At 64.7% G+C, this 18,758-nt stretch carries 16 protein-coding genes; 11 read left to right on the top strand and 5 right to left on the bottom strand.

Going from position 1 to position 18,758, the window contains the following annotated elements; all coding sequences use genetic code 11:
* Nucleotides 1-46 precede the first annotated feature (46 nt).
* The gene (locus V6F88_RS16115; RefSeq protein ID WP_006218017.1) at nucleotides 47-397 is read left to right on the top strand and encodes a RidA family protein; all 351 of its coding nucleotides are present in this window, start codon (nucleotides 47-49) and stop codon (nucleotides 395-397) included.
* Between the two features lie 68 nt (nucleotides 398-465).
* Here V6F88_RS16115 and V6F88_RS16110 read toward each other — a convergent pair whose 3' ends face one another.
* A complete protein-coding gene (locus V6F88_RS16110; protein ID WP_332610690.1) occupies nucleotides 466-975 on the bottom strand; it encodes an NAD(P)H-dependent oxidoreductase in 510 nt (169 codons plus the stop codon).
* Nucleotides 972-1,805 carry a zinc-dependent peptidase gene (locus V6F88_RS16105; RefSeq protein WP_332610689.1) on the bottom strand — a complete coding sequence of 278 codons (834 nt, stop codon included), beginning with the start codon at nucleotides 1,803-1,805 and terminating at the stop codon, nucleotides 972-974. Before V6F88_RS16105 ends, V6F88_RS16110 begins: the two co-directional genes overlap by 4 nt.
* A gap of 104 nt (nucleotides 1,806-1,909) precedes the next feature.
* Here V6F88_RS16105 and V6F88_RS16100 point away from each other — a divergent pair, with 104 nt between their 5' ends.
* Complete coding sequence (locus tag V6F88_RS16100) at nucleotides 1,910-4,219, top strand: RelA/SpoT family protein (RefSeq protein ID WP_332610687.1); 2,310 nt, start codon at nucleotides 1,910-1,912, stop codon at nucleotides 4,217-4,219.
* A 37-nt stretch (nucleotides 4,220-4,256) separates the two neighbouring features.
* Here V6F88_RS16100 and V6F88_RS16095 read toward each other — a convergent pair whose 3' ends face one another.
* A complete protein-coding gene (locus V6F88_RS16095; RefSeq protein WP_332610685.1) occupies nucleotides 4,257-5,570 on the bottom strand; it encodes an MFS transporter in 1,314 nt (437 codons plus the stop codon).
* A gap of 133 nt (nucleotides 5,571-5,703) precedes the next feature.
* Between V6F88_RS16095 and argE the strand changes: the two genes are divergently transcribed.
* From argE to V6F88_RS16070, 5 genes are all read left to right on the top strand, one after another.
* Complete coding sequence (argE, locus tag V6F88_RS16090) at nucleotides 5,704-6,855, top strand: acetylornithine deacetylase (RefSeq protein WP_332610684.1); 1,152 nt, start codon at nucleotides 5,704-5,706, stop codon at nucleotides 6,853-6,855.
* A gap of 126 nt (nucleotides 6,856-6,981) precedes the next feature.
* The gene (trpB, locus tag V6F88_RS16085) at nucleotides 6,982-8,181 is read left to right on the top strand and encodes a tryptophan synthase subunit beta (RefSeq protein ID WP_332610682.1); all 1,200 of its coding nucleotides are present in this window, start codon (nucleotides 6,982-6,984) and stop codon (nucleotides 8,179-8,181) included.
* A gap of 4 nt (nucleotides 8,182-8,185) precedes the next feature.
* Nucleotides 8,186-9,049 (top strand): tryptophan synthase subunit alpha, encoded by an 864-nt coding sequence (trpA, locus tag V6F88_RS16080; protein ID WP_332610680.1) that lies wholly within the window; start codon nucleotides 8,186-8,188, stop codon nucleotides 9,047-9,049.
* Nucleotides 9,050-9,085: 36 nt separating this feature from the next.
* Nucleotides 9,086-9,961 (top strand): acetyl-CoA carboxylase, carboxyltransferase subunit beta, encoded by an 876-nt coding sequence (gene accD / locus V6F88_RS16075; RefSeq protein WP_332610679.1) that lies wholly within the window; start codon nucleotides 9,086-9,088, stop codon nucleotides 9,959-9,961.
* A 233-nt stretch (nucleotides 9,962-10,194) separates the two neighbouring features.
* The gene (locus V6F88_RS16070; RefSeq protein ID WP_332610678.1) at nucleotides 10,195-10,743 is read left to right on the top strand and encodes an acyloxyacyl hydrolase; all 549 of its coding nucleotides are present in this window, start codon (nucleotides 10,195-10,197) and stop codon (nucleotides 10,741-10,743) included.
* A 136-nt stretch (nucleotides 10,744-10,879) separates the two neighbouring features.
* Here the strand turns inward: V6F88_RS16070 and V6F88_RS16065 are convergent, their stop codons facing one another.
* Nucleotides 10,880-14,077 carry an Rne/Rng family ribonuclease gene (locus V6F88_RS16065; protein WP_332610676.1) on the bottom strand — a complete coding sequence of 1,066 codons (3,198 nt, stop codon included), beginning with the start codon at nucleotides 14,075-14,077 and terminating at the stop codon, nucleotides 10,880-10,882.
* A 524-nt stretch (nucleotides 14,078-14,601) separates the two neighbouring features.
* On the opposite strand from V6F88_RS16065, the gene V6F88_RS16060 reads away from it, so the two are divergent.
* From V6F88_RS16060 to msrQ, 4 genes are all read left to right on the top strand, one after another.
* Complete coding sequence (locus tag V6F88_RS16060) at nucleotides 14,602-15,564, top strand: RluA family pseudouridine synthase (RefSeq protein ID WP_332610674.1); 963 nt, start codon at nucleotides 14,602-14,604, stop codon at nucleotides 15,562-15,564.
* 2 nt (nucleotides 15,565-15,566) lie between these two features.
* Nucleotides 15,567-16,232, top strand: a complete 666-nt coding sequence (locus V6F88_RS16055; RefSeq protein ID WP_319309263.1) for an HAD family hydrolase — start codon at nucleotides 15,567-15,569, stop codon at nucleotides 16,230-16,232.
* A gap of 112 nt (nucleotides 16,233-16,344) precedes the next feature.
* Nucleotides 16,345-17,307: a protein-methionine-sulfoxide reductase catalytic subunit MsrP gene (gene msrP, locus V6F88_RS16050; protein ID WP_332610673.1), complete on the top strand. Its 963-nt coding sequence runs from the start codon at nucleotides 16,345-16,347 to the stop codon at nucleotides 17,305-17,307.
* An 8-nt stretch (nucleotides 17,308-17,315) separates the two neighbouring features.
* Entirely contained in the window at nucleotides 17,316-17,966 is a 651-nt protein-coding gene (gene msrQ, locus V6F88_RS16045; protein WP_332610672.1) for a protein-methionine-sulfoxide reductase heme-binding subunit MsrQ, read from the top strand.
* A gap of 5 nt (nucleotides 17,967-17,971) precedes the next feature.
* On the opposite strand, the gene V6F88_RS16040 is transcribed toward msrQ, so the two are convergent.
* Nucleotides 17,972-18,757, bottom strand: coding sequence for an N-acetylmuramoyl-L-alanine amidase (locus tag V6F88_RS16040; protein ID WP_332610671.1), 786 nt, complete (start codon nucleotides 18,755-18,757; stop codon nucleotides 17,972-17,974).
* Between the last annotated feature and the right edge of the window lies 1 nt (nucleotide 18,758).

The following is an 18,758-nucleotide window of genomic DNA, read 5'->3' as shown; positions in this document are numbered from 1 at the left end:
TTCTTGTTTTGATCCAACCCACCACTCGAATCCAAGGGGAATATTCATGAGCAGCATCAAGCGCTTCCACGTAGCCAAGCGCCTGTCGGACATGGCCGTGTACAACGGTGTCGCGTACCTGGCAGGCCAGGTGCCGGACGACGCCAAGCTGGACATCACCGGCCAGACCGAACAAGTGCTGGCCACGATCGATCGCCTGCTGGCTGAAGCCGGCACCGACAAGACCAAGATCCTGATGGCCCAGATCTACGTGGCCAACATCAAGGAATTCGATGGCATGAACAAGGCCTGGGACGCTTGGGTCGCCGACGGCAACTCGCCCCCGCGCGCCACGGTCGAAGCCCGCCTGGCCAACCCCGACTTCAAGGTCGAGATCATCGTGACGGCCGCTATCTAAGCAACATCCGTCCGCCAGCAAGAGCCCTTCGGCTTGCCGAAGGGCTTTTTTTATGTGCGCGTCTGCGCTCAGCCGCCCGTCAAAACCAGCGCCGCAATCAGCCCTCCCAGTTCCTCGCAGCGGTCAAGATCCGCCTGGGGCACGACCTTGTCCGCCAGGATCTGCTGCGCCGATTGCGCACCCAGGTTGACGATCAGCGCGGGCGCCACTGCCTTCAGCCGCCAGCCGGTGCAGATGCGGTCGACCTGCCGCGCCGCGCCCGTGCCATCGCTGCCCGCACTGATCGCGCAGGCGTAGGGCCGGCCCTGGATGCGGTCCAGCACCGCGTAGTAGTTGCGGTCAAAACACTCTTTCATTTCGCCGCTGAGGCTGGCCAGGTTCTCGGGCGCGCAGAATAAAAAGCCATGGCTGGCCAGGATGACGTCGGCGTCCACGTCCGCCGCGCGGCGCATTTCGACGTGCAGTTCGTCCGCCTGATGCAGCTGCGTGGCCGCCGCCGCCGCGCCACGCGCCGCCGCTTCGGCCATCTGCCGCGCGGCGCCGGTGCGAGAGTGCCAGGCGATCAGCAGCTGTTTCATGCGTAACGCCCCAACGTGTCCTGCCGGTAGTACGCCCTCAGCAGGGCGTGCCATTCGGGCAGCGCCTGCTGCAAGGGGGCAGGGTCGACGAAGAAGTGTTCCGAGCTGACGGCAAAGAACTCCGCCTCGTCGGTGGCGGCATACGGGTCCAGCGGCAACTGGCCGTACCAGGCGTCTGCCTCTTCGCTTTCAGGATCCACATCGGGCGGGATGGCCGCTTCGACGGCTTCCAGCGCGGCGATGAAGCGGTCCAGGCTGTCGTCCAGCACGCGGCGCCACACCTGCGGTTTCAGGTCGGGGTGCGCGGACAGCGCCGGCATGCCGTCCGCCATGCCCGAGCGCAGGTCCAGCTTGTGCGCGAATTCGTGGATGATCACGTTGAACCCGCCGTCGGAGAGCTGCGTGTCTTCCCAAGACAGCACCAGCGGGCCGCCTTCCCAGGCTTCGCCCGCGGCGTCTTCGATGAATTCGTGCACCACGCCGTCTTCATCCTGGCGTGTGCGCGGGATACGGAAGCTGGCCGGATACACGATGATTTCGTCCCAGCCTTCGTACAGTTCGGGCGACAGGTTCAGGATGGGCAGGCTGGCTTGCGCCGCGATCGACAGCCGCATGAAGTCCGAGACTTCCAGGCCCTGCGCGCCGTTGATGGTTTTGCTGGCCAGCAGCCAGGCGGACCGCGCCAGCAATTGCGCGGTTTCGTCGGCATTCAATGCCGCCAGGAACGGGTGGGCATCCAGCACCTGTCGCCACAGCCGAGGCGCGATGCGGGCTTGCATTTCGGCCACTTCCGAGGGGCGGGCGCCCCGGCCCTTGAGCCAGCGCAACATAAGCTTTGGTTCCTTGTATATGCCGGATATGGCAGGGGATTCAGCACGATCAAACGCTAGTGTAGAGTGTCGGGATATCAACTAACCCGTGCATTGCGCCAGTCATGTCCGCCCCGCCTGTTATCGACGCGCCTTCGCCTTTCGACGCTTCCTGGCGGCAGGAGGTAGGCGCGGGCCTGGACGCCGATGGCGTGGCGCTGATCGACCAGGCCGTCACCTGGGCCATTCCCCGATTTGAAGGCCAGCACGCCCTGACCGGCGAGCCGCTGGCCAGCCACGGCGCCGGCGTCGTGCGCATCCTGGCCGCGCTGCACACGGATGCGGCCACCCGCGCCGCCGCGTTGCTGGCTGCCTTGCCCACTGACCTGATGGCGCCCGCGCCCGCCTTGCGCAACGACCCCGTCGCGGCCGCGTTCGGCGCCGAAGTGGCGCGGCTGGTGCAGGGCACGCGCGCGCTGTTGCGCCTGGGCGTGGTGGCGCGCCAGGCCAGCGACGCCGAAGCCGAAAGCGGCTCGCAAAAAGAAATGCAGCGCAAGATGCTGTTGGCCATGGCGGCCGATCTGCGCATTGTGCTGATGCGTCTGGCCTCGCGGCTGCGCACCTTGCGCTGGCATGCCGAAAGCAAGGCCCCTTGCTCGACCGATTTTGCGCGCGAGACGCTGGACCTGTACGCCCCGCTGGCCAACCGCCTGGGCATCTGGCAAATCAAATGGGAAATGGAAGACCTGTCTTTCCGCTTCCTGGAGCCCGACCGCTACAAGCAGATTGCGCGCCTGCTGGAAGAAAAGCGGGTCGAGCGCGAGGCCTTCATCGCCGGCGCCATCGACCGCCTGCAATCGGCGCTGACCAAGGCGGGCATTGATGCCGAGGTCAGCGGCCGGCCCAAGCATATCTACAGCATCTGGAGCAAGATGCGCGTCAAGCGTCTGGACTTTGCCCAGATGTACGACCTGCGCGCGCTGCGCATCATCGTCGAGGACGTGCGCGCCTGCTACACGGCGCTGGGCCTGGTGCACGAGATGTGGACGCCGCTGTCCAACGAGTTCGATGACTACATCTCGCGGCCCAAGCCCAACGGCTACCGCTCGCTGCACACCGTGGTGGCCGACGATGACGGCCGGCCCTTTGAAGTGCAGATCCGCACGCGCGAAATGCACCAGTTCGCCGAATACGGCATGGCCGCGCACTGGCGCTACAAAGAAGCCGGCGCCAAGGGCGGGCAGGTGGCCGCGTCCAGCGAATACGACCGTCAGTTGGCGTGGATGCGCCAACTGCTGGCCTGGAACAGCGATGTGGAAGGCGGTGGCCAGCCGGGGCAAGACTCCGGCAAGCCCGATGCCGCCAAGGCAGACACCGGCAAGGCCACTTCAAGCAAGCCCGGGTCCAGCAAGAACCGCAACCTGGTCAAGACGCCCGCCCACACGGACGAACGCATCTACGTGCTGACGCCCCAGGCGCGCGTGATCGAACTGCCCGCCGGCGCCACGCCGGTGGACTTTGCCTATCACCTGCATACCGATCTGGGCCACCGCTGCCGGGGCGCTCGCGTTGACGGCCAGATGGTCCCGTTGCAGACGCATTTGTCCACGGGCCAGACCGTCGAGATCATCTCCGCCAAGTCGGGCGGGCCGTCGCGCGACTGGCTCAACCCGCAGCTGGGTTTTCTGGCCAGCCCGAGGGCGCGCGCCAAGGTTCGGATGTGGTTCAACGCCATTGAATTGCAGCAGCGCATTACGCAGGGTCAGGCGCTGGTTGAAAAAGAACTGCAACGGCTGGGCAAGACGGCCGTCAATCTGGAACAACTGGCGCAGACCCTGGGTTTTGCCCGCGCCGATGACTTGTACGTGGCGGCGGCCAAGGAAGAATTCAGCCTGCGCCAGATCGATAGCGTGTTCCAGCAACCTGCGCCGGCAACCGAACCGCAACCGGCCGCGCTGCGCCACGCCAGCGCGGGCAGCGCCGAGAAAAGCGGCAAGAGTGGCGTGTTGGTGGTGGGCGTGGGCTCGCTATTGACGCAATTGGCGCGCTGCTGCCGTCCGGCGCCGCCCGATGCCATCGCCGGCTTCGTGACGCGCGGGCGTGGCGTGTCCATCCATCGCTGCGATTGCCACAGCTACCAGGCGCTGGCCGCGCGCGAACCCGAGCGCGTCATCGAGGTTGCCTGGGGCGAGACGTCGGATACCTTCTATCCCGTGGACATCAGCGTGCGCGCGCACGACCGGCCCGGCCTGTTGCGCGACCTGTCTGAAGTGTTCGCGCGCTTGCGCTTGAATGTGGTGGGCGTGAACACGCAAAGCAAGCAATCGCTGGCGCATATGGTGTTCACGGTGGAAGTGCGCGGGGGCGAATCGCTGTCCCGCGCACTGGACGCCCTGGCCGAAGTGGCCGGCGTGTCCTCGGCGTCGCGCCGCTAGGGCACCCCCAAGGCCGGGTGGCCATGGGGGCAGTGCTTTAGTGATCCAGCTTTTCGTGCGCGCGCTCGCGCATGAAGAACGAGGCGATCAGGCCCAGTGCCACGCCGAACATCACGTAGTAGGCCGGGGCCATCGGCGAACCGGTGGTCTTGATCAGCCAGGTCACGATGAACTGCGCGAAGCCACCGAAGATCATCACGGCCACGTTGTAGGCCAGGGACAGGCCCACGGACCGCACGCGCGCCGGGAACAGTTCCGCCATCACCGTGCTGAACACGCCAAAGAACGCCGACACGAAGATGCAGACTACGATCTGCACGGTCAGCAGGCGGCTGATCGACGGCGCATCCGACAGCCAGTAGTACAGCGGATACAGCACCAGCAGATAGCCGATCAGCGAACCGATCACCAGCGGGCGGCGGCCGATACGGTCGGACCAGGCGCCCATGAACGGCGTCATCAGCACCATCAGCGCGGCGCCGGCCATCTGCACCATGAAGGTGTCCTTCAGCGGCAGCTTCAGGATCTGGGTCGAATACGTGACCAGATACGTGAAGGTGATGTAGATGGACACGGTGGCGGTCACCACCAGGCCCACGCCGATCAGCGTTTCGCGGGTGTGGGTCTTGACCATCTGCACCAGGCTCAGGCGCTGCACTTCACCGCGCGCGGCGGCCTGGCGGTCTTCTTCCTGCATCTGCTTGAAGACTTCGGTTTCGTCGATGTTCTTGCGGATATAGATGGCGATGGGAACAATGACCAGGCCGAAGGCAAACGGGATGCGCCAGGCCCAGGCCGCGATCTGTTCTTGCGTGAAGAACTCGGTGATCAGCGTGCCGCAGGCGGCGCCGATCAGCAGCGCCAGCATCTGGCCGGCCATTTGCCAGGACCCGTAAAAGCCGCGCTTGCCGTTTGGCGCCATTTCGATCAGCAGGGCCGTCGACGTGCCGAATTCGCCGCCCGCCGAGAAGCCCTGCAACAGGCGGGCGATCAGGATGAAGATCGGGGCCAGGATGCCGGCTGCGTGGTAGGTGGGGGCCACCGTGATCAGCGCAATCGACACGGCCATCAGCGAGGTCACCATCACCATGGCGGCCTTGCGGCCTTTCTTGTCGCCGTACATCCCCAGGATGATGCCGCCCACCGGGCGCATGAAGAAGCCCACGCCGAAGATGGCCGTGGTCATCAGGATGGCGTTCAGTTCACTGCCGGGCAGGTTGGGGTCGGTGGGGAAAAACAGCTTCGCGATGATCGGCGTCATGAACGCGAACACCAGGAAGTCATACCATTCGAGGGCGTTGCCTATGACTGCGGCCACGATGTTGCGTGTGGGAACTGCTTTGTGCTGCACGGTTTCTCCTTGGGGGCGTAATTCAATCCGGCGACATTCTAGGCGCTTAACCGGTGAACGGTCGGCCCCACCGTCCAAGACGCGGGCGCTTCCTGGCTTTACACTTGTCGCTTTTCCCCCAAAGAGAAGTGACATGAACGCGCGCACCTGGCTGGAAACGCTGGTGGGTTTCGATACCACCAGCCGCAATTCCAATCTTGCCCTGATCGAAACCGTCCGTGATTGGCTCAAGGGCCAGGGCGTGGACGCGTGGCTGGCGCACAACCCCGAGCGCACCAAGGCCAACCTGTTCGCCACTTTGCCGGCGCAAGACGGCAACCAGCAGGGCGGTATCGTCCTGTCGGGCCACACCGACGTGGTGCCCGTGGATGGCCAGGACTGGAGCACGGACCCGTTCAAACTTGTTGAAAAAGACGGCCTTCTCTATGGGCGCGGTGCCTGCGACATGAAGGGTTTCATCGCCGGTTCGCTGGCGCTGGTGCCGGAATTCATGGCCATGCCGCGCAAGAAACCGATCCACCTGGCGTTCTCGTACGACGAGGAAGTCGGTTGCGCCGGCGCGCCGTACATGCTGGCCGACCTGCACGAACGCGGCATCCGCCCGGAAGGCTGCGTGGTGGGTGAGCCCACCGGCATGCAGGTGGTAGTGGCGCACAAGGGCATCAACCTGTTCCGTTGCAAGGTCCACGGCAAGGCCGCGCATTCGTCGCTGACCCCGCGCGGTTGCAACGCCATCGAATACGCGGCGCGCCTGATCTGCCGCATCCGCGACCTGGCCGACAGCTTCAAGGCCAACGGCCCGTATGACCAGTTCTACGACGTGCCGTTCTCCACGATGACCACCAACCAGATCCGGGGTGGCATCGCCGTGAACACCATCCCCGAGCTGTGCGAATTCACCTACGAATTCCGTAACCTGCCGGGCATGCAACCGGACCAGATCCAGGCAGAAGTCGAAAAATACGTGCGCGATGAGCTCTTGCCGCGCATGAAGGCCGAATTCGACGGCGCCACCATTGAAATCGAAACGGGCGCCGCGGCCCCCGCGCTGGAAGCCTCCGAAGAAGCCGCCATCACCCAGCTGGTGCGGGCGCTGACCGAAGACCGCGGCACGCGCAAGGTGGCCTATGGCACCGAAGCCGGCCTGTTCCAGGGCATCGGCATCCCCACCGTGGTCTGCGGCCCGGGCCATATCGAACAAGCCCACAAGCCCAACGAATTCGTGGCGATCGACCAAATGGCGTCTTGCGAGACGTTCCTGCGTCGCCTGGGCCAGTCGCTGTAAGCGGGTGGCGGGCGGGGAGGGGACCGTTGCGCGGACCCCGGCCCCGGCCGGCTCAGGTAAAATGACGGGTTGCAAACCGGATTTGCGGCTGGCAGTGGCCTGCCGCGATACCGGGGGAGATGCTTGGTGAAACCTTACGACTTTCCGGATGCCCAGGGCCACTTTGGTCCCTATGGCGGTGTTTTCGTGGCGGAAACGCTGATGCACGCGCTCGATGAGCTGCGCGCCTCCTATGACCATTACCGTGTCGATCCCGCCTTCCTGGAAGAGTTCAACTACGAACTCAAGCACTTTGTCGGCCGGCCCAGCCCGGTCTACCACGCCCGCCGCTGGTCGGAAATGGTCGGTGGTGCGCAGATCTGGTTCAAGCGCGAAGACCTGAACCATACCGGCGCGCACAAGGTCAACAACTGCATCGGCCAGGCATTGCTGGCCAAGCGCATGGGCAAACCGCGCGTCATCGCCGAAACGGGCGCCGGCCAGCATGGCGTGGCAACGGCCACCGTGGCCGCGCGCTACGGCATGGAATGCGTCGTCTACATGGGTAGCGAAGACATCCGCCGTCAGGCCTCGAACGTCTACCGCATGAAGCTGCTGGGCGCGACGGTGGTGCCGGTCACCTCCGGGTCGCGCACGCTAAAAGACGCGCTGAACGAAGCCATGCGCGACTGGGTCACCAACATCGAAAACACGTTCTACATCATCGGCACGGTGGCGGGGCCCGATCCCTATCCGCGCATGGTGCGCGACTTCCAGACCGTGATCGGCAACGAATGCCTGACGCAGATGCCCGAAGCCATTGGCCGCCAGCCCGACTACGTGGTCGCGGCGGTGGGCGGCGGGTCCAACGCCATGGGCATCTTCCACCCCTACATCCCCTACGAAAACGTGCGCCTTATCGGCGTCGAAGCCGCGGGCGAGGGCATGGACAGCGGCAAGCACGCCGCTTCGTTGGCGGCGGGACAAATCGGCGTGTTGCACGGCAACCGCACCTACGTCATGCAGAACGCCGATGGCCAGGTACAGGAAACGCATTCGGTGTCGGCCGGCCTGGACTACCCCGGCGTGGGTCCCGAGCATGCCTGGCTGAAGGACTCGGCCCGCGCGGAATACGTGGGGATCACCGACGATGAGGCCCTGAAGGCGTTCCATGACTGCTGCCGCATTGAAGGCATCATGCCGGCGCTGGAGTCGTCGCACGCTATTGCCCAAGCCGTGAAGATGGCCGCCACGCTGCCGCGCGATGCGGTCATTCTGGTCAACTTGTCGGGCCGTGGCGACAAAGACATGCATACCGTCGCCGAACGTGCCGGTATCGAGCTCTAACACCATGACAACTCGCATTGATCGTATCGCGGCCGCGTTCGCGCGTACCGCCGAATCCGGCCGTTCCGCGGCCCTGATTCCGTATATCGCGGCCGGCGACCCGTCGCCCGTGGCCACGGTTGCCCTGATGCACGCGCTGGTGGAAGCCGGCGCCGACATCGTCGAACTGGGCGTACCGTTCTCCGACCCGATGGCCGACGGCCCCGTGATCCAACGCGCCGCCGACCGCGCCATCGCGCAAGGCGTGGGCTTGGCCCGTGTGCTGGAGCTGGTGGCCGAATTCCGTCAGCGCGATACCACCACGCCGGTGGTGCTGATGGGCTACGCCAACCCCATCGAACGCATGGGCCAGGCTGAATTTGCCGCCAACGCCGAGCGCGCGGGTGTGGACGGCGTGCTGGTCGTGGACTATCCGCCTGAAGAGGTCATCGACTTCGCTGCCACGCTGGGCAAGCATGGCATCGCCCCCATTTTCCTGCTGGCGCCCACCTCCACCGAAGCGCGCATCCAGGCCGTGGCAAAAGTGGCGCGCGGCTATGTGTATTACGTGTCGCTCAAGGGCGTCACGGGCGCCGGGTCGCTCAACACCGACGACGTTGCCGAGCGCGTGGCCGTCATTCGCCGCCACATGGGCGACATTCCGGTTGGCGTGGGCTTTGGCATTCGCGACGCCGAAAGCGCGCAGCGCGTGGCACGCGTGGCCGACGCCGTCGTCATTGGCAGCAAACTGATTGAAACAATGGAGCAGGCGGTGGCGGATGCCCCGGCTGCCCAGCAAACCAACGCTGCGGTTACCGCCGCCAGCGGCTGGCTGCGCACCATCCGGCTCGCGCTGGATCAAGTAAAACGAGACGACGCGTCGGCCTGAGCGGCCGGACGCGACCTCTAACGGGATGAAAAATCAATGAGCTGGATCGAAAAACTCCTGCCTCCTCGCATCAATAAAACCAGCGACAGCGGCGCTCGCCGTGTTCCCGAAGGCCTGTGGGTGAAATGCCCGTCGTGCGAATCGGTGCTGTACAGCGAAGACTTGGCGGCCAATCTGCACGTGTGCCCCAAGTGCGATCACCACATGCGTATCGGCGCTCGCGCGCGAATCGATTCGCTGCTGGATATGGAAGGCCGGGTTGAAATTGGCCAGAACACGCGGTCCGTGGATTCGCTGAAGTTCAAGGACACCCGCAAGTACCCCGAGCGCCTGCAAGAGGCCGTCAAGCAAACCGGTGAATCGGATGCGCTGGTGGTCATGAGCGGTTCGATTCGCGGCGTGCCGGCCACCTTGGCCTGCTTTGAATTTGAATTCATGGGCGGTTCCATGGGCTCGGTGGTGGGCGAGCGCTTCGCGCGCGGCGCCCGGGCCGCCCTGGATAACAAGACGCCGTTCATCTGTGTCGCCGCTTCGGGCGGCGCGCGCATGCAGGAAAGCCTGCTGTCGCTGATGCAGATGGCCAAAACCAACGCCATGCTGACCCGCCTGTCGGCGGCCGGGCTGCCGTTCATCAGCGTGCTGACCGACCCCACCATGGGCGGCGTGTCGGCCAGTTTTGCGTTCATGGGCGATGTGGTCATTGCAGAGCCCAAGGCGCTGATCGGCTTTGCCGGCCCGCGCGTGATCGAGCAGACCGTGCGCGAAAAGCTGCCGGAAGGCTTCCAGCGCTCGGAGTTCCTGCTGCAAAAGGGCGCGATCGATATGGTGGTGGACCGCCGCCAACTGCGCGAGGAAATTGCGCGCTTGCTGGCGCTGTTGACCAACCAGCCGGCGGACGTCGTTACTGCCTGAGCAACGGGCTGCAATGAACGATGCCGCCTGAAGCTTATGGCTTGAGGCGGCATTTTTTGCGGCGCGGCAACCGCTTTGTGACGCCGCATACCGGATCTGGTTTCGATTGTGACGGCGCTTTTCGGAACAGTGTTTTCCACGGCAAATATGTTGCCTTATTGCGACAAGGTTCAAGCCATCTGGCCCGTATTTTGCTATGTTGCCGATTAGACCCAAATCTTCGGAGTTACCTCATGCTGTCGACTAAAAAGAAACTGCTCGCAAGCCTGGTTGGTTTGGCAATGGCGGGCGCCGCCACGTTGGCCAACGCCCAATCGTCGGAAGGTACGCAGGGTGGCGTGAGCATGCATTACGGCATCGGTGACCATTACCAGCGCATTACCCTGAACTACGAAACGCCTTCGGTCTGGACGCACCAGTTTGGTGGCAATTGGGGGCGCCTGGACCTCACGCCGGAATTGGGCGCCTCGTACTGGTGGGCGGATGGCTCGCGTTCCCCCGGCCATGTGTGGCAGCTCAATGCCATCCCGATGTTCCGTTGGTGGACCGGTGAGCGTTTCTACCTCGAAGCCGGTATTGGCGCGACCGTGTTCTCGAGCACGCGCTTCGCAGACGAAAACATCAGCACCGCCTTCCAGTTTGGCGACCACGTCGGCATGGGCTTTCTGCTGACGCCGAACAACCGAATCGGCGTGCGTTATTCGCACTTTTCCAACGCCAGCATCAAGCGCCCGAATCCGGGGCTGGATTTGGTGCAGCTGACCTACACGTATCAGTTCTAAACCGCTTTCCGGCAAGATCAGAAAACCCTCGTCATCGAGGGTTTTTTTTCGTCTGTTGATAGTGGGTGTGGTGGCGACGGACGAAAAAAAAGCCCCCGTCATGCGACGGAGGCTTTTTGGCGCTCTAGCTAGCGGCTTAGTGACGCGTTTCGACTTGAACCAGGGGTTCGTTCGAGACGGACGCAACCGGCTTGCGCTCGCGACCAAGGCGGGTCGGCGTATGCGCGGCGGCAATGCGCAGCTGGGTCTGGGCGTGGCGGTCCGGATCGGTTTCCACCCACTTCAGGCCAGCGGCGTTGACGACGTCATGCAAGGCCTGGGCCTTGGCCGACGGCGTCGCTGCCGGCACCACGATAGGCTGCGACACGGCAGGAGCTGCGGCAGCCGGTGCTGCGGCAGCCGATGCTGCGGCAGCCGATGCTGCGGCAGCCGGTGCTGCGGCCGGGGCTTCAGCGGCCGGGGCTGCGCGTTCGACAACCGGAGCGGGCGCCGCCACGACGGGTTCCACCTCGGCGGCCTTCACCGGCGTTTCCGCCGGGGCTTGGGCCGGTTCAGCGGCTTGTACGGCAACCGGCTCGGTCACCGAAGCAGCCGTTTGCACGGGCTGGGCGACGGGTTCGGCGGCTTGTACGGCGGTCGGCTTGGCAGTCTCGGCAGGAGCGTCGACGGCGGCAGCTTGGGCCGGGGCCTGCGCCGGAACCTGCACCGGGGCTTGAGCCGGGGTGCGGGCGGGCGCCTGGGCCTGGGTTTCCACCGGAGCCTGATCCGCAGTCTGAGCCGGTGCTTCGGCCTTGGCGGGCTGCGCTTCGACAGCTTGTGCTTCCGTTACCTTGGTGTCGACGGCGTCCGTCTGCACCGGGGCGGCAGGAGCCGTTTCTACAGGCGCTGCCGGGGGGGCGATGCCTTCAGCTTGATCGGCGGTGTCGTCGTCGGAACCGTCGTCCAGTTGCTCGTCGCTACCGGCCAGACCTGCTTCGTCCTGGCTGCGGCGGCCACGGCGGCTGCGGCGGCGGCGGCGCTTGCGTTCCGGATCGGCAGCGCCTTCGGCACCTTCGGCCAGCGGCATGCCATCGGCGGTTTGCTCGGCGGCGTCAAGGGTGTCCATCGACGGTTCGGCAGCGGGCTTGGTGGTGTCGGGCAGGGCGGTCGCAACGGACTGCGCCAGCGCGGCCACCATGCTTTCCTGTTCGCTCATCGGCGCGTCGGATTGGCCTTCTTCGCGGCGGTTGCGGCCACGGCCACGGCGGCGGTTACGACCGGCGCCGGTATCGTCACCATTGGCCAGTTCAGCCTGGTCGGGGCGGTTGGATGCGAGCACGGCTTGTGCCGTCTGGCCGTCGCGCTCGCCACGGCTGGTGCGATCGCCGCGTTCCTGGCGGTCGCCGCGTTCGCCTTCGCCACGGCGGTTGCCACGGGCGTGGTGGCGGCTGCCTTCGCCGCCCTCGGCGCCTTCACCGCGCGATTCGCCACGGCGATTGTTGCGGTTACGGTCCGAGCCATGGCGTTCGCCACGGCGTTCCTGGCCATCGTGGCCAGTTCGGCCCTTGCCACGGCCGGAGGCGGCGCGCTTGGCGCTGTCTTCCTGGGCGGTGGGGGCCGGCTTGGCGGCTTCGGAACCGCCGGTCAGCCAGCCGACCAGGCGCTTGAACAAGCCGCCCAGGCCGCCCGTTGCGGCTGCCGGTGCGGCGGGCGCAGCGGCGGGAGCGGCCGGCGTGGACGAAACCGGGGCCGGCTGCGAGGGCGTGATGCCCTTGACCAATGCTTCCGGGCGCGCCTTGATTTCGCTTTCGCGCGGTTGCCACGGCGCGTTCGTGGCGGGAGCTTCCACCAGTTCGAAACTGGTCTTCAGCTCTTCCAGACGCGGGTCGTCATGGCGCAGGCGTTCGATGTGGTGATGCGGCGTTTCCAGATGCTTGTTCGGGATCAGCATCAGGTTGACCTTCAAGCGGGCTTCCATCTTGGTGATGTCGGCGCGCTTTTCATTCAGAAGGTAGGTGGCAACATCCACCGGCACCTGGGCGTGGACCGCCGCGGTGTTTTCCTTCATGGCTTCTTCTTGCAGCAGGCGCAGCACGTGCAGGGCGCTGGATTCGGCATCGCGGATCACGCCGGTGCCGTTGCAGCGCGGGCAGGTGATGTGCGAGCCTTCGTTCAGGGCCGGGCGCAGGCGCTGACGCGACAGTTCCATCAGGCCAAAGCGCGAAATCTTGCCCATTTGCACGCGGGCACGGTCGAAATGGAGAGCATCGCGCAGGCGCTGTTCAACGGCGCGCTGGTTCTTGCTGTCTTCCATGTCGATGAAGTCAATGACGATCAGGCCGCCCAAGTCGCGCAAGCGCAACTGGCGGGCCACTTCGTCGGCCGCTTCGGAGTTCGTGCGCAGCGCGGTTTCCTCGATGTCGGCGCCGCGCGTGGAGCGGGCGGAGTTCACGTCAACGGAAACCAGTGCTTCGGTGTGGTCGATCACGATGGCGCCGCCGGACGGCAGTTGCACCGTGCGCGAATACGCCGTTTCAATCTGGTGTTCGATCTGGAAGCGCGAGAACAGCGGGATGTCGTCGCGGTAGCGTTTGACGCGCTGGACGTTGTCCGGCATCACCACGCTCATGAAGGCGGTGGCCTGATCGGCGATCTCGTCGGTATCGATCAGGATCTCGCCGATTTCGGGCGAGAAATAATCGCGGATGGCCCGGATGACAAGGCTGGATTCCAGGTAGATCAGGATCGGCGCGGAGTTGTCGCGGGCGGCGCCATCGATGGCGGTCCACAGCTGCAACAGGTAGGACAAGTCCCACTGGAGCTCTTCGACGTTGCGGCCGATGCCGGCGGTGCGGGCAATGATGCTCATGCCCTGGGGCAGCTCAAGCTGCTCCATCGTATCGCGCAGTTCCTGGCGATCTTCGCCCTCGACGCGGCGCGAAACGCCACCGCCACGGGGGTTGTTGGGCATCAGGACCAGGTAGCGGCCGGCCAGCGAGATGAACGTGGTCAGGGCTGCGCCCTTGTTGCCGCGTTCTTCTTTTTCGACCTGAACGATCAGTTCCTGGCCTTCGCGCAGCGCATCCTGGATGCGGGCGCTACGGACATCGACGCCTTCCTTGAAGAAGCTGCGAGCAACTTCCTTGAAGGGCAGAAAGCCGTGACGGTCTTCACCGTAGTTGACGAAGCAAGCTTCCAGGCCGGGTTCGATCCGGGTAATGACACCTTTGTAGATGTTGCCTTTGCGTTGTTCGCGGCCGGCGGTCTCGATGTCGAGGTCGATGAGTTTTTGCCCATCAACGATAGCGACGCGTAATTCTTCCTGATGCGTCGCATTGAACAGCATGCGCTTCATGAGAGGGTTTCTCCGTTGTCATGACGCGCCGATATCGGCGCGTGACCTCGGGTCACTCGGGCTGCGGCTGAAGCGGGCAAGAAATGCGGACCGTACCTGGGCGGCGCCCAGGCGTATCCGCCGCGGGTCAGGCGGGCACGTCGTGCCGTGGGGCACGGGGTTCTGTCAGCAGGAGGGTCAGCTTCACTGAATGTGGTTTGACGGAAAAATTGCTGTGAACGGCAGTTGCGGTCGGATTGGTTGCCTACACGCAGCTGGTGCTTTAAATATGCGACGATTCTTGCAGTGCTTCAGAGCCGCTTGCGGCATGCAACGGACCTGCTGGGACAGCGGGCAAAGTGAATGCCACACCACTATCCGGCAGGGCGCGGTTGCGCCGGCGACCAAGAGACCCAGGGGTTGAATCAGCAGGCAGTACAATAGCGGCCCGCGCGCTCGACGGAGTTGCGTACTTGTTTGCATCTCTACGCCAGGCGGCTAGTTCAGCCCCTTAAGGCTGTCCCGATTATATGTCGCTTTCCGCAATGCGCAAAGAAACTTCCTCCCCCATATCCCCCTCTAAAGCCGCCCCCGCCGTTCGCATGGTGGAGGTCGATGGCGAACACGCCGGCCAGCGTCTGGACAACTTCCTGATGCGCTTGTGCAAGGGCGTCCCCAAGACCCACATATACAAGGCCATCCGTGGCGGCGAGGTGCGCGTAAACAAGGGACGTATCTCGGTCGACTATCGCATCGTGGCCGGCGACATCGTCCGCATTCCGCCCTTGCGCCTGCCCGATCCGGGTAAGCCGCGCCCGGTGCCGGGCGCCGAGTTCCCCGTGGTGTTCGAAGACGACGCGCTCTTGGTGGTGGACAAGCCTGCCGGGGTGGCGGTGCATGGCGGCAGCGGGGTGTCGTTCGGCGTCATCGAGCAACTGCGCGCCGCGCGGCCTGATGCCAAGTTCCTGGAACTGGTGCATCGCCTGGACCGCGAGACGTCCGGGCTGCTGATGGTGGCCAAGAAACGCAGCGCCTTGCTGGCGCTGCACGCGATGCTGCGCGAAGGCAAGGGCGACAAGCACTATCTGGCCCTGGTCGAGGGCGATTGGGTGAATGACCGCCAGCACATCAAGCTGGGCCTGTCCAAATGGACGACGCAATCCGGCGAGCGGCGCGTTAAGGTCGACCCGGACGGCCAGGCCGCGCACACCATCATCACGCTCAAGCAGCGTTTCGGCGGTTACAGTCTGGTTGACGCGGAACTGCGCACCGGTCGGACTCATCAAATCCGGGTGCACCTGGCGGCCAGCGGCTTTCCCATTGTGGGGGATGACAAATACGGGCATGACGACGTGCGCGCGGAATTTTCGCGCAAGGGTTTTGGTCGGATGTTCCTGCATGCTCATCAATTGACCCTGGCCCACCCGGTCACGGGCGAACCCATGACCCTGACCGCCGAGCTGCCACCCGCCTGCCAAAAAATACTGAAACAACTGGAGTCGGTCTGATTATGTCGTCGTATTCGCTGGTCGTTTTTGACTGGGATGGCACCCTGATGGATTCCACGCACAGCATCGTGGCCGCCATCCAAGGCGCCTGCCGGGACCTGGAATTGGCGGTGCCGTCGGCGTCCGAAGCCAGTTGGGTGATCGGTCTGTCCCTGGAAAGCGCCTTGCGTCGTGCCGTGCCGGAGCTGACCCAGGCGATGATGCCGCGCTTTCTTGAGCGCTACCGCACCCACTACCTGCTGCGCGATCCCGAACTGCGCCTGTTCGACGGCATTCCCGAGCTTTTGCAGACCCTGGCCGACCAGAACGTGCGCCTGGCGGTGGCCACCGGCAAAAGCCGGGTGGGCTTGACCCGCGCACTGGCGGCCACGGGCCTGGGCCCGCTGTTTGATGCCACCCGCACGGCAGACGAAACCTTCAGCAAGCCGCATCCCGCCATGTTGCATGAGCTGATGCAGGAACTGGACGTGGACCCCGCCCGTGTGGTGATGGTGGGCGACACCTCGCACGATCTTCAGATGGCGGTCAATGCAGGCGTGCACGGGCTGGGTGTGACCTATGGCGCGCATACCATGAAGGAGCTTCAGGGTTGTGCGCCGCAAGCGGTGCTGGATAGCGTGCCGCTGGTGCGCGAATGGCTGCTGCCCCGGGTGTCGGCCGGCGCCTGATCCGGGAAAGATCGCACGCGGGGAGCGCCGCGGCGGAATATCATGGGGCGGCGCAACGTCTATGACCTGTACCCGGCGGCTACGGCCGACGATTGCTGAACCGGAGACCACGATGTTGATACGCAAGCCCCACGATGTTCTTCCGTCCGAAATCACGGACGAAGCGGTCTGGCGTTCGCGCCGCGACCTCATGTTGCGCGCGGGGCTCACGGCCGCGGCCGTGGGGCTGCCAGGCTGGGCCGCGCGTAGCGCGTTTGCCCAAGACGCCGGCACGTTGGCCGGCAAGCCCAACGGTTCGCTCAGTGTCATGGACAAGCAGACCTCGCTTGCCGACATCACGTCCTACAACAACTACTACGAATTCGGTGTCGACAAGGGCGACCCTGCCGCCAATGCCGGCAAGCTGAAGACGCGTCCGTGGACCCTCAGCGTCGAAGGCGAGGTAGGCAAGCCGCGCACGTTCTCTATCGACGACCTGCTGAAGCTGGCGCCCATGGAAGAACGGGTCTACCGGCTGCGCTGTGTCGAAGGCTGGTCGATGGTGATTCCCTGGGTGGGCTATTCGGTATCCGAATTGCTTAAACAGGTAGAACCGACCGGCAATGCCAAATACGTGGAATTCGTCACGGCAGTGCAGCGCGAGAACATGCCCGGCGTGCGCGCCGCGATCCTGGAATGGCCTTACGTCGAGGCGTTGCGCATCGACGAGGCCATGAACCCCTTGGCCATGCTGGTATTCGGCGTCTACGGCAAAGTGCTGCCTAACCAGAACGGTGCGCCGCTGCGTCTGGCCGTGCCCTGGAAGTATGGCTTCAAGTCGGCCAAGTCGCTGGTCAAGATCCGCCTGGTGGAAAAAATGCCGGAGTCTTCCTGGATCAAGGCGGCGCCGCAGGAGTACGGCTTCTACGCCAACGTGAACCCGAACGTGCCGCATCCGCGCTGGAGCCAGGCCACCGAGCGCCGCATCGGCGAAGACGGCCTGTTCAGTCCCAAGCGCAAGACGCTGATGTTCAACGGCTATGGCGAACAGGTGGCATCGCTCTATCAGGGTATGGATCTGAAGGCGAATTACTGAATAACACCATGTCCGAGGTTTCCACCCGGCGCGCTGCCGCAACGCCCGCCAAGACGCAGCTTTCCGCCAAGACCATCGGGCGCTTCAAGCCGCTCCTGTTCCTGCTGGGTCTGGCGCCGTTCGCGCGCTGGATGTGGTTGGGGCTGAACAATGGGTTGACCGCCAACCCGGTCGAATTCCTGACTCGTTCGTCGGGCACATGGACGCTGGTCTGCCTGCTGGTAACGCTGTCGATCACGCCGCTGCGCCGCCTGACCGGACAGCCCGCCTTGGTGCGCGTGCGTCGCATGTGCGGCCTGTTCGCATTTTTCTATGGCGCCATGCACTTCATGGCCTGGGTCTGGTGGGATCGTGGGTTGGACCCCGCCGCGATGTTGCAGGATATCGGCGAGCGCCCCTTCATCACGATGGGTTTCGCGGCCTTTGTGCTGATGACGGCGTTGGCGGCAACGTCCACCCAGTGGGCAATGCGCCGCCTGGGCAAACGCTGGCAGCAATTGCATCGCGCCGTTTATGCGATCGGTCTGCTGGCGGTGCTGCATTTCTGGTGGCACAAGGCAGGCAAGAACGACTTGACCCAACCGGCCTTGTACGCCGGCGTGCTGGCGCTGCTGCTGGGCTGGCGCATCGTGGCGTGGTGGCGCCGCCGCGCGCGCTGACGCGCCTACAGCATCGCGAGCATGATCGCGGCGGTTTCCAGGTCAGGCTGGCCGTCGTGCAACGCGGGCCGGTAGTGCATCTGGAATGCGGCCAGCGTATTGATCGTGGCGGGGTCCAGCTTGCCCTCCTGTCCACAGGCATAGCCCAGGCGCTGCAACTGCTTCTGAAACCACGCCACGTCGGGCAAGCCTTGCGCCTGCAACCGAGCCAGGTGCTGCGCCGCGCCGGCCTCGTCGTACCAGCGCCCGATACCGGCCGCCGCGAGGGCCTTCCAGGGAAACAGCGGGCCGGGATCGACTTTGCGCTGCGGCGCGATGTCGCTATGCCCCACGACGTTTTCCGGCGCGACACCGTGGCGTTGGATCAGATCGCGCAGCAGGATCGTCAGCGCCCGCACCTGGCGGTCGTTGTAGGCGTGCCAGACCGGCTTGCCGTTCTGGCCTTCGGTCCAGCCCGGGTTGACGATTTCGATACCGATCGACGTGCTGTTCATGGCGATGTTGCCGTACCAGGAGCTGGCCCCGGCGTGCCAAGCGGCACGATTTTCATCCACCAGGCGGTAGGCGCGGCCGGCGTCGTTGATCAAGTAGTGCGAACTGACCTTGCCCTGCGATAGCAGCTTGAGCGAGGTAGCGTCATCCACGGTGGTGTAGTGCAGCACGATGCTGCGTACGCGGCTGGCCTGGCCGACGGCGGTGATGGAGGTGTCCAGGTCCAGGCCAGCAGGGCCGCGCGTGGCGCAGCCGGCCAGCACTGCGGTGGCCAGCAGGGTGGCGATCAGGCGAAACATG

Source organism: Achromobacter sp. ESBL13, assembly GCF_036668755.1.
GTDB lineage: Bacteria > Pseudomonadota > Gammaproteobacteria > Burkholderiales > Burkholderiaceae_B > Achromobacter.
The sequence above is the reverse complement of the archived record's forward strand: the minus strand, read 5'-3'. Positions and strand labels throughout refer to the sequence as shown.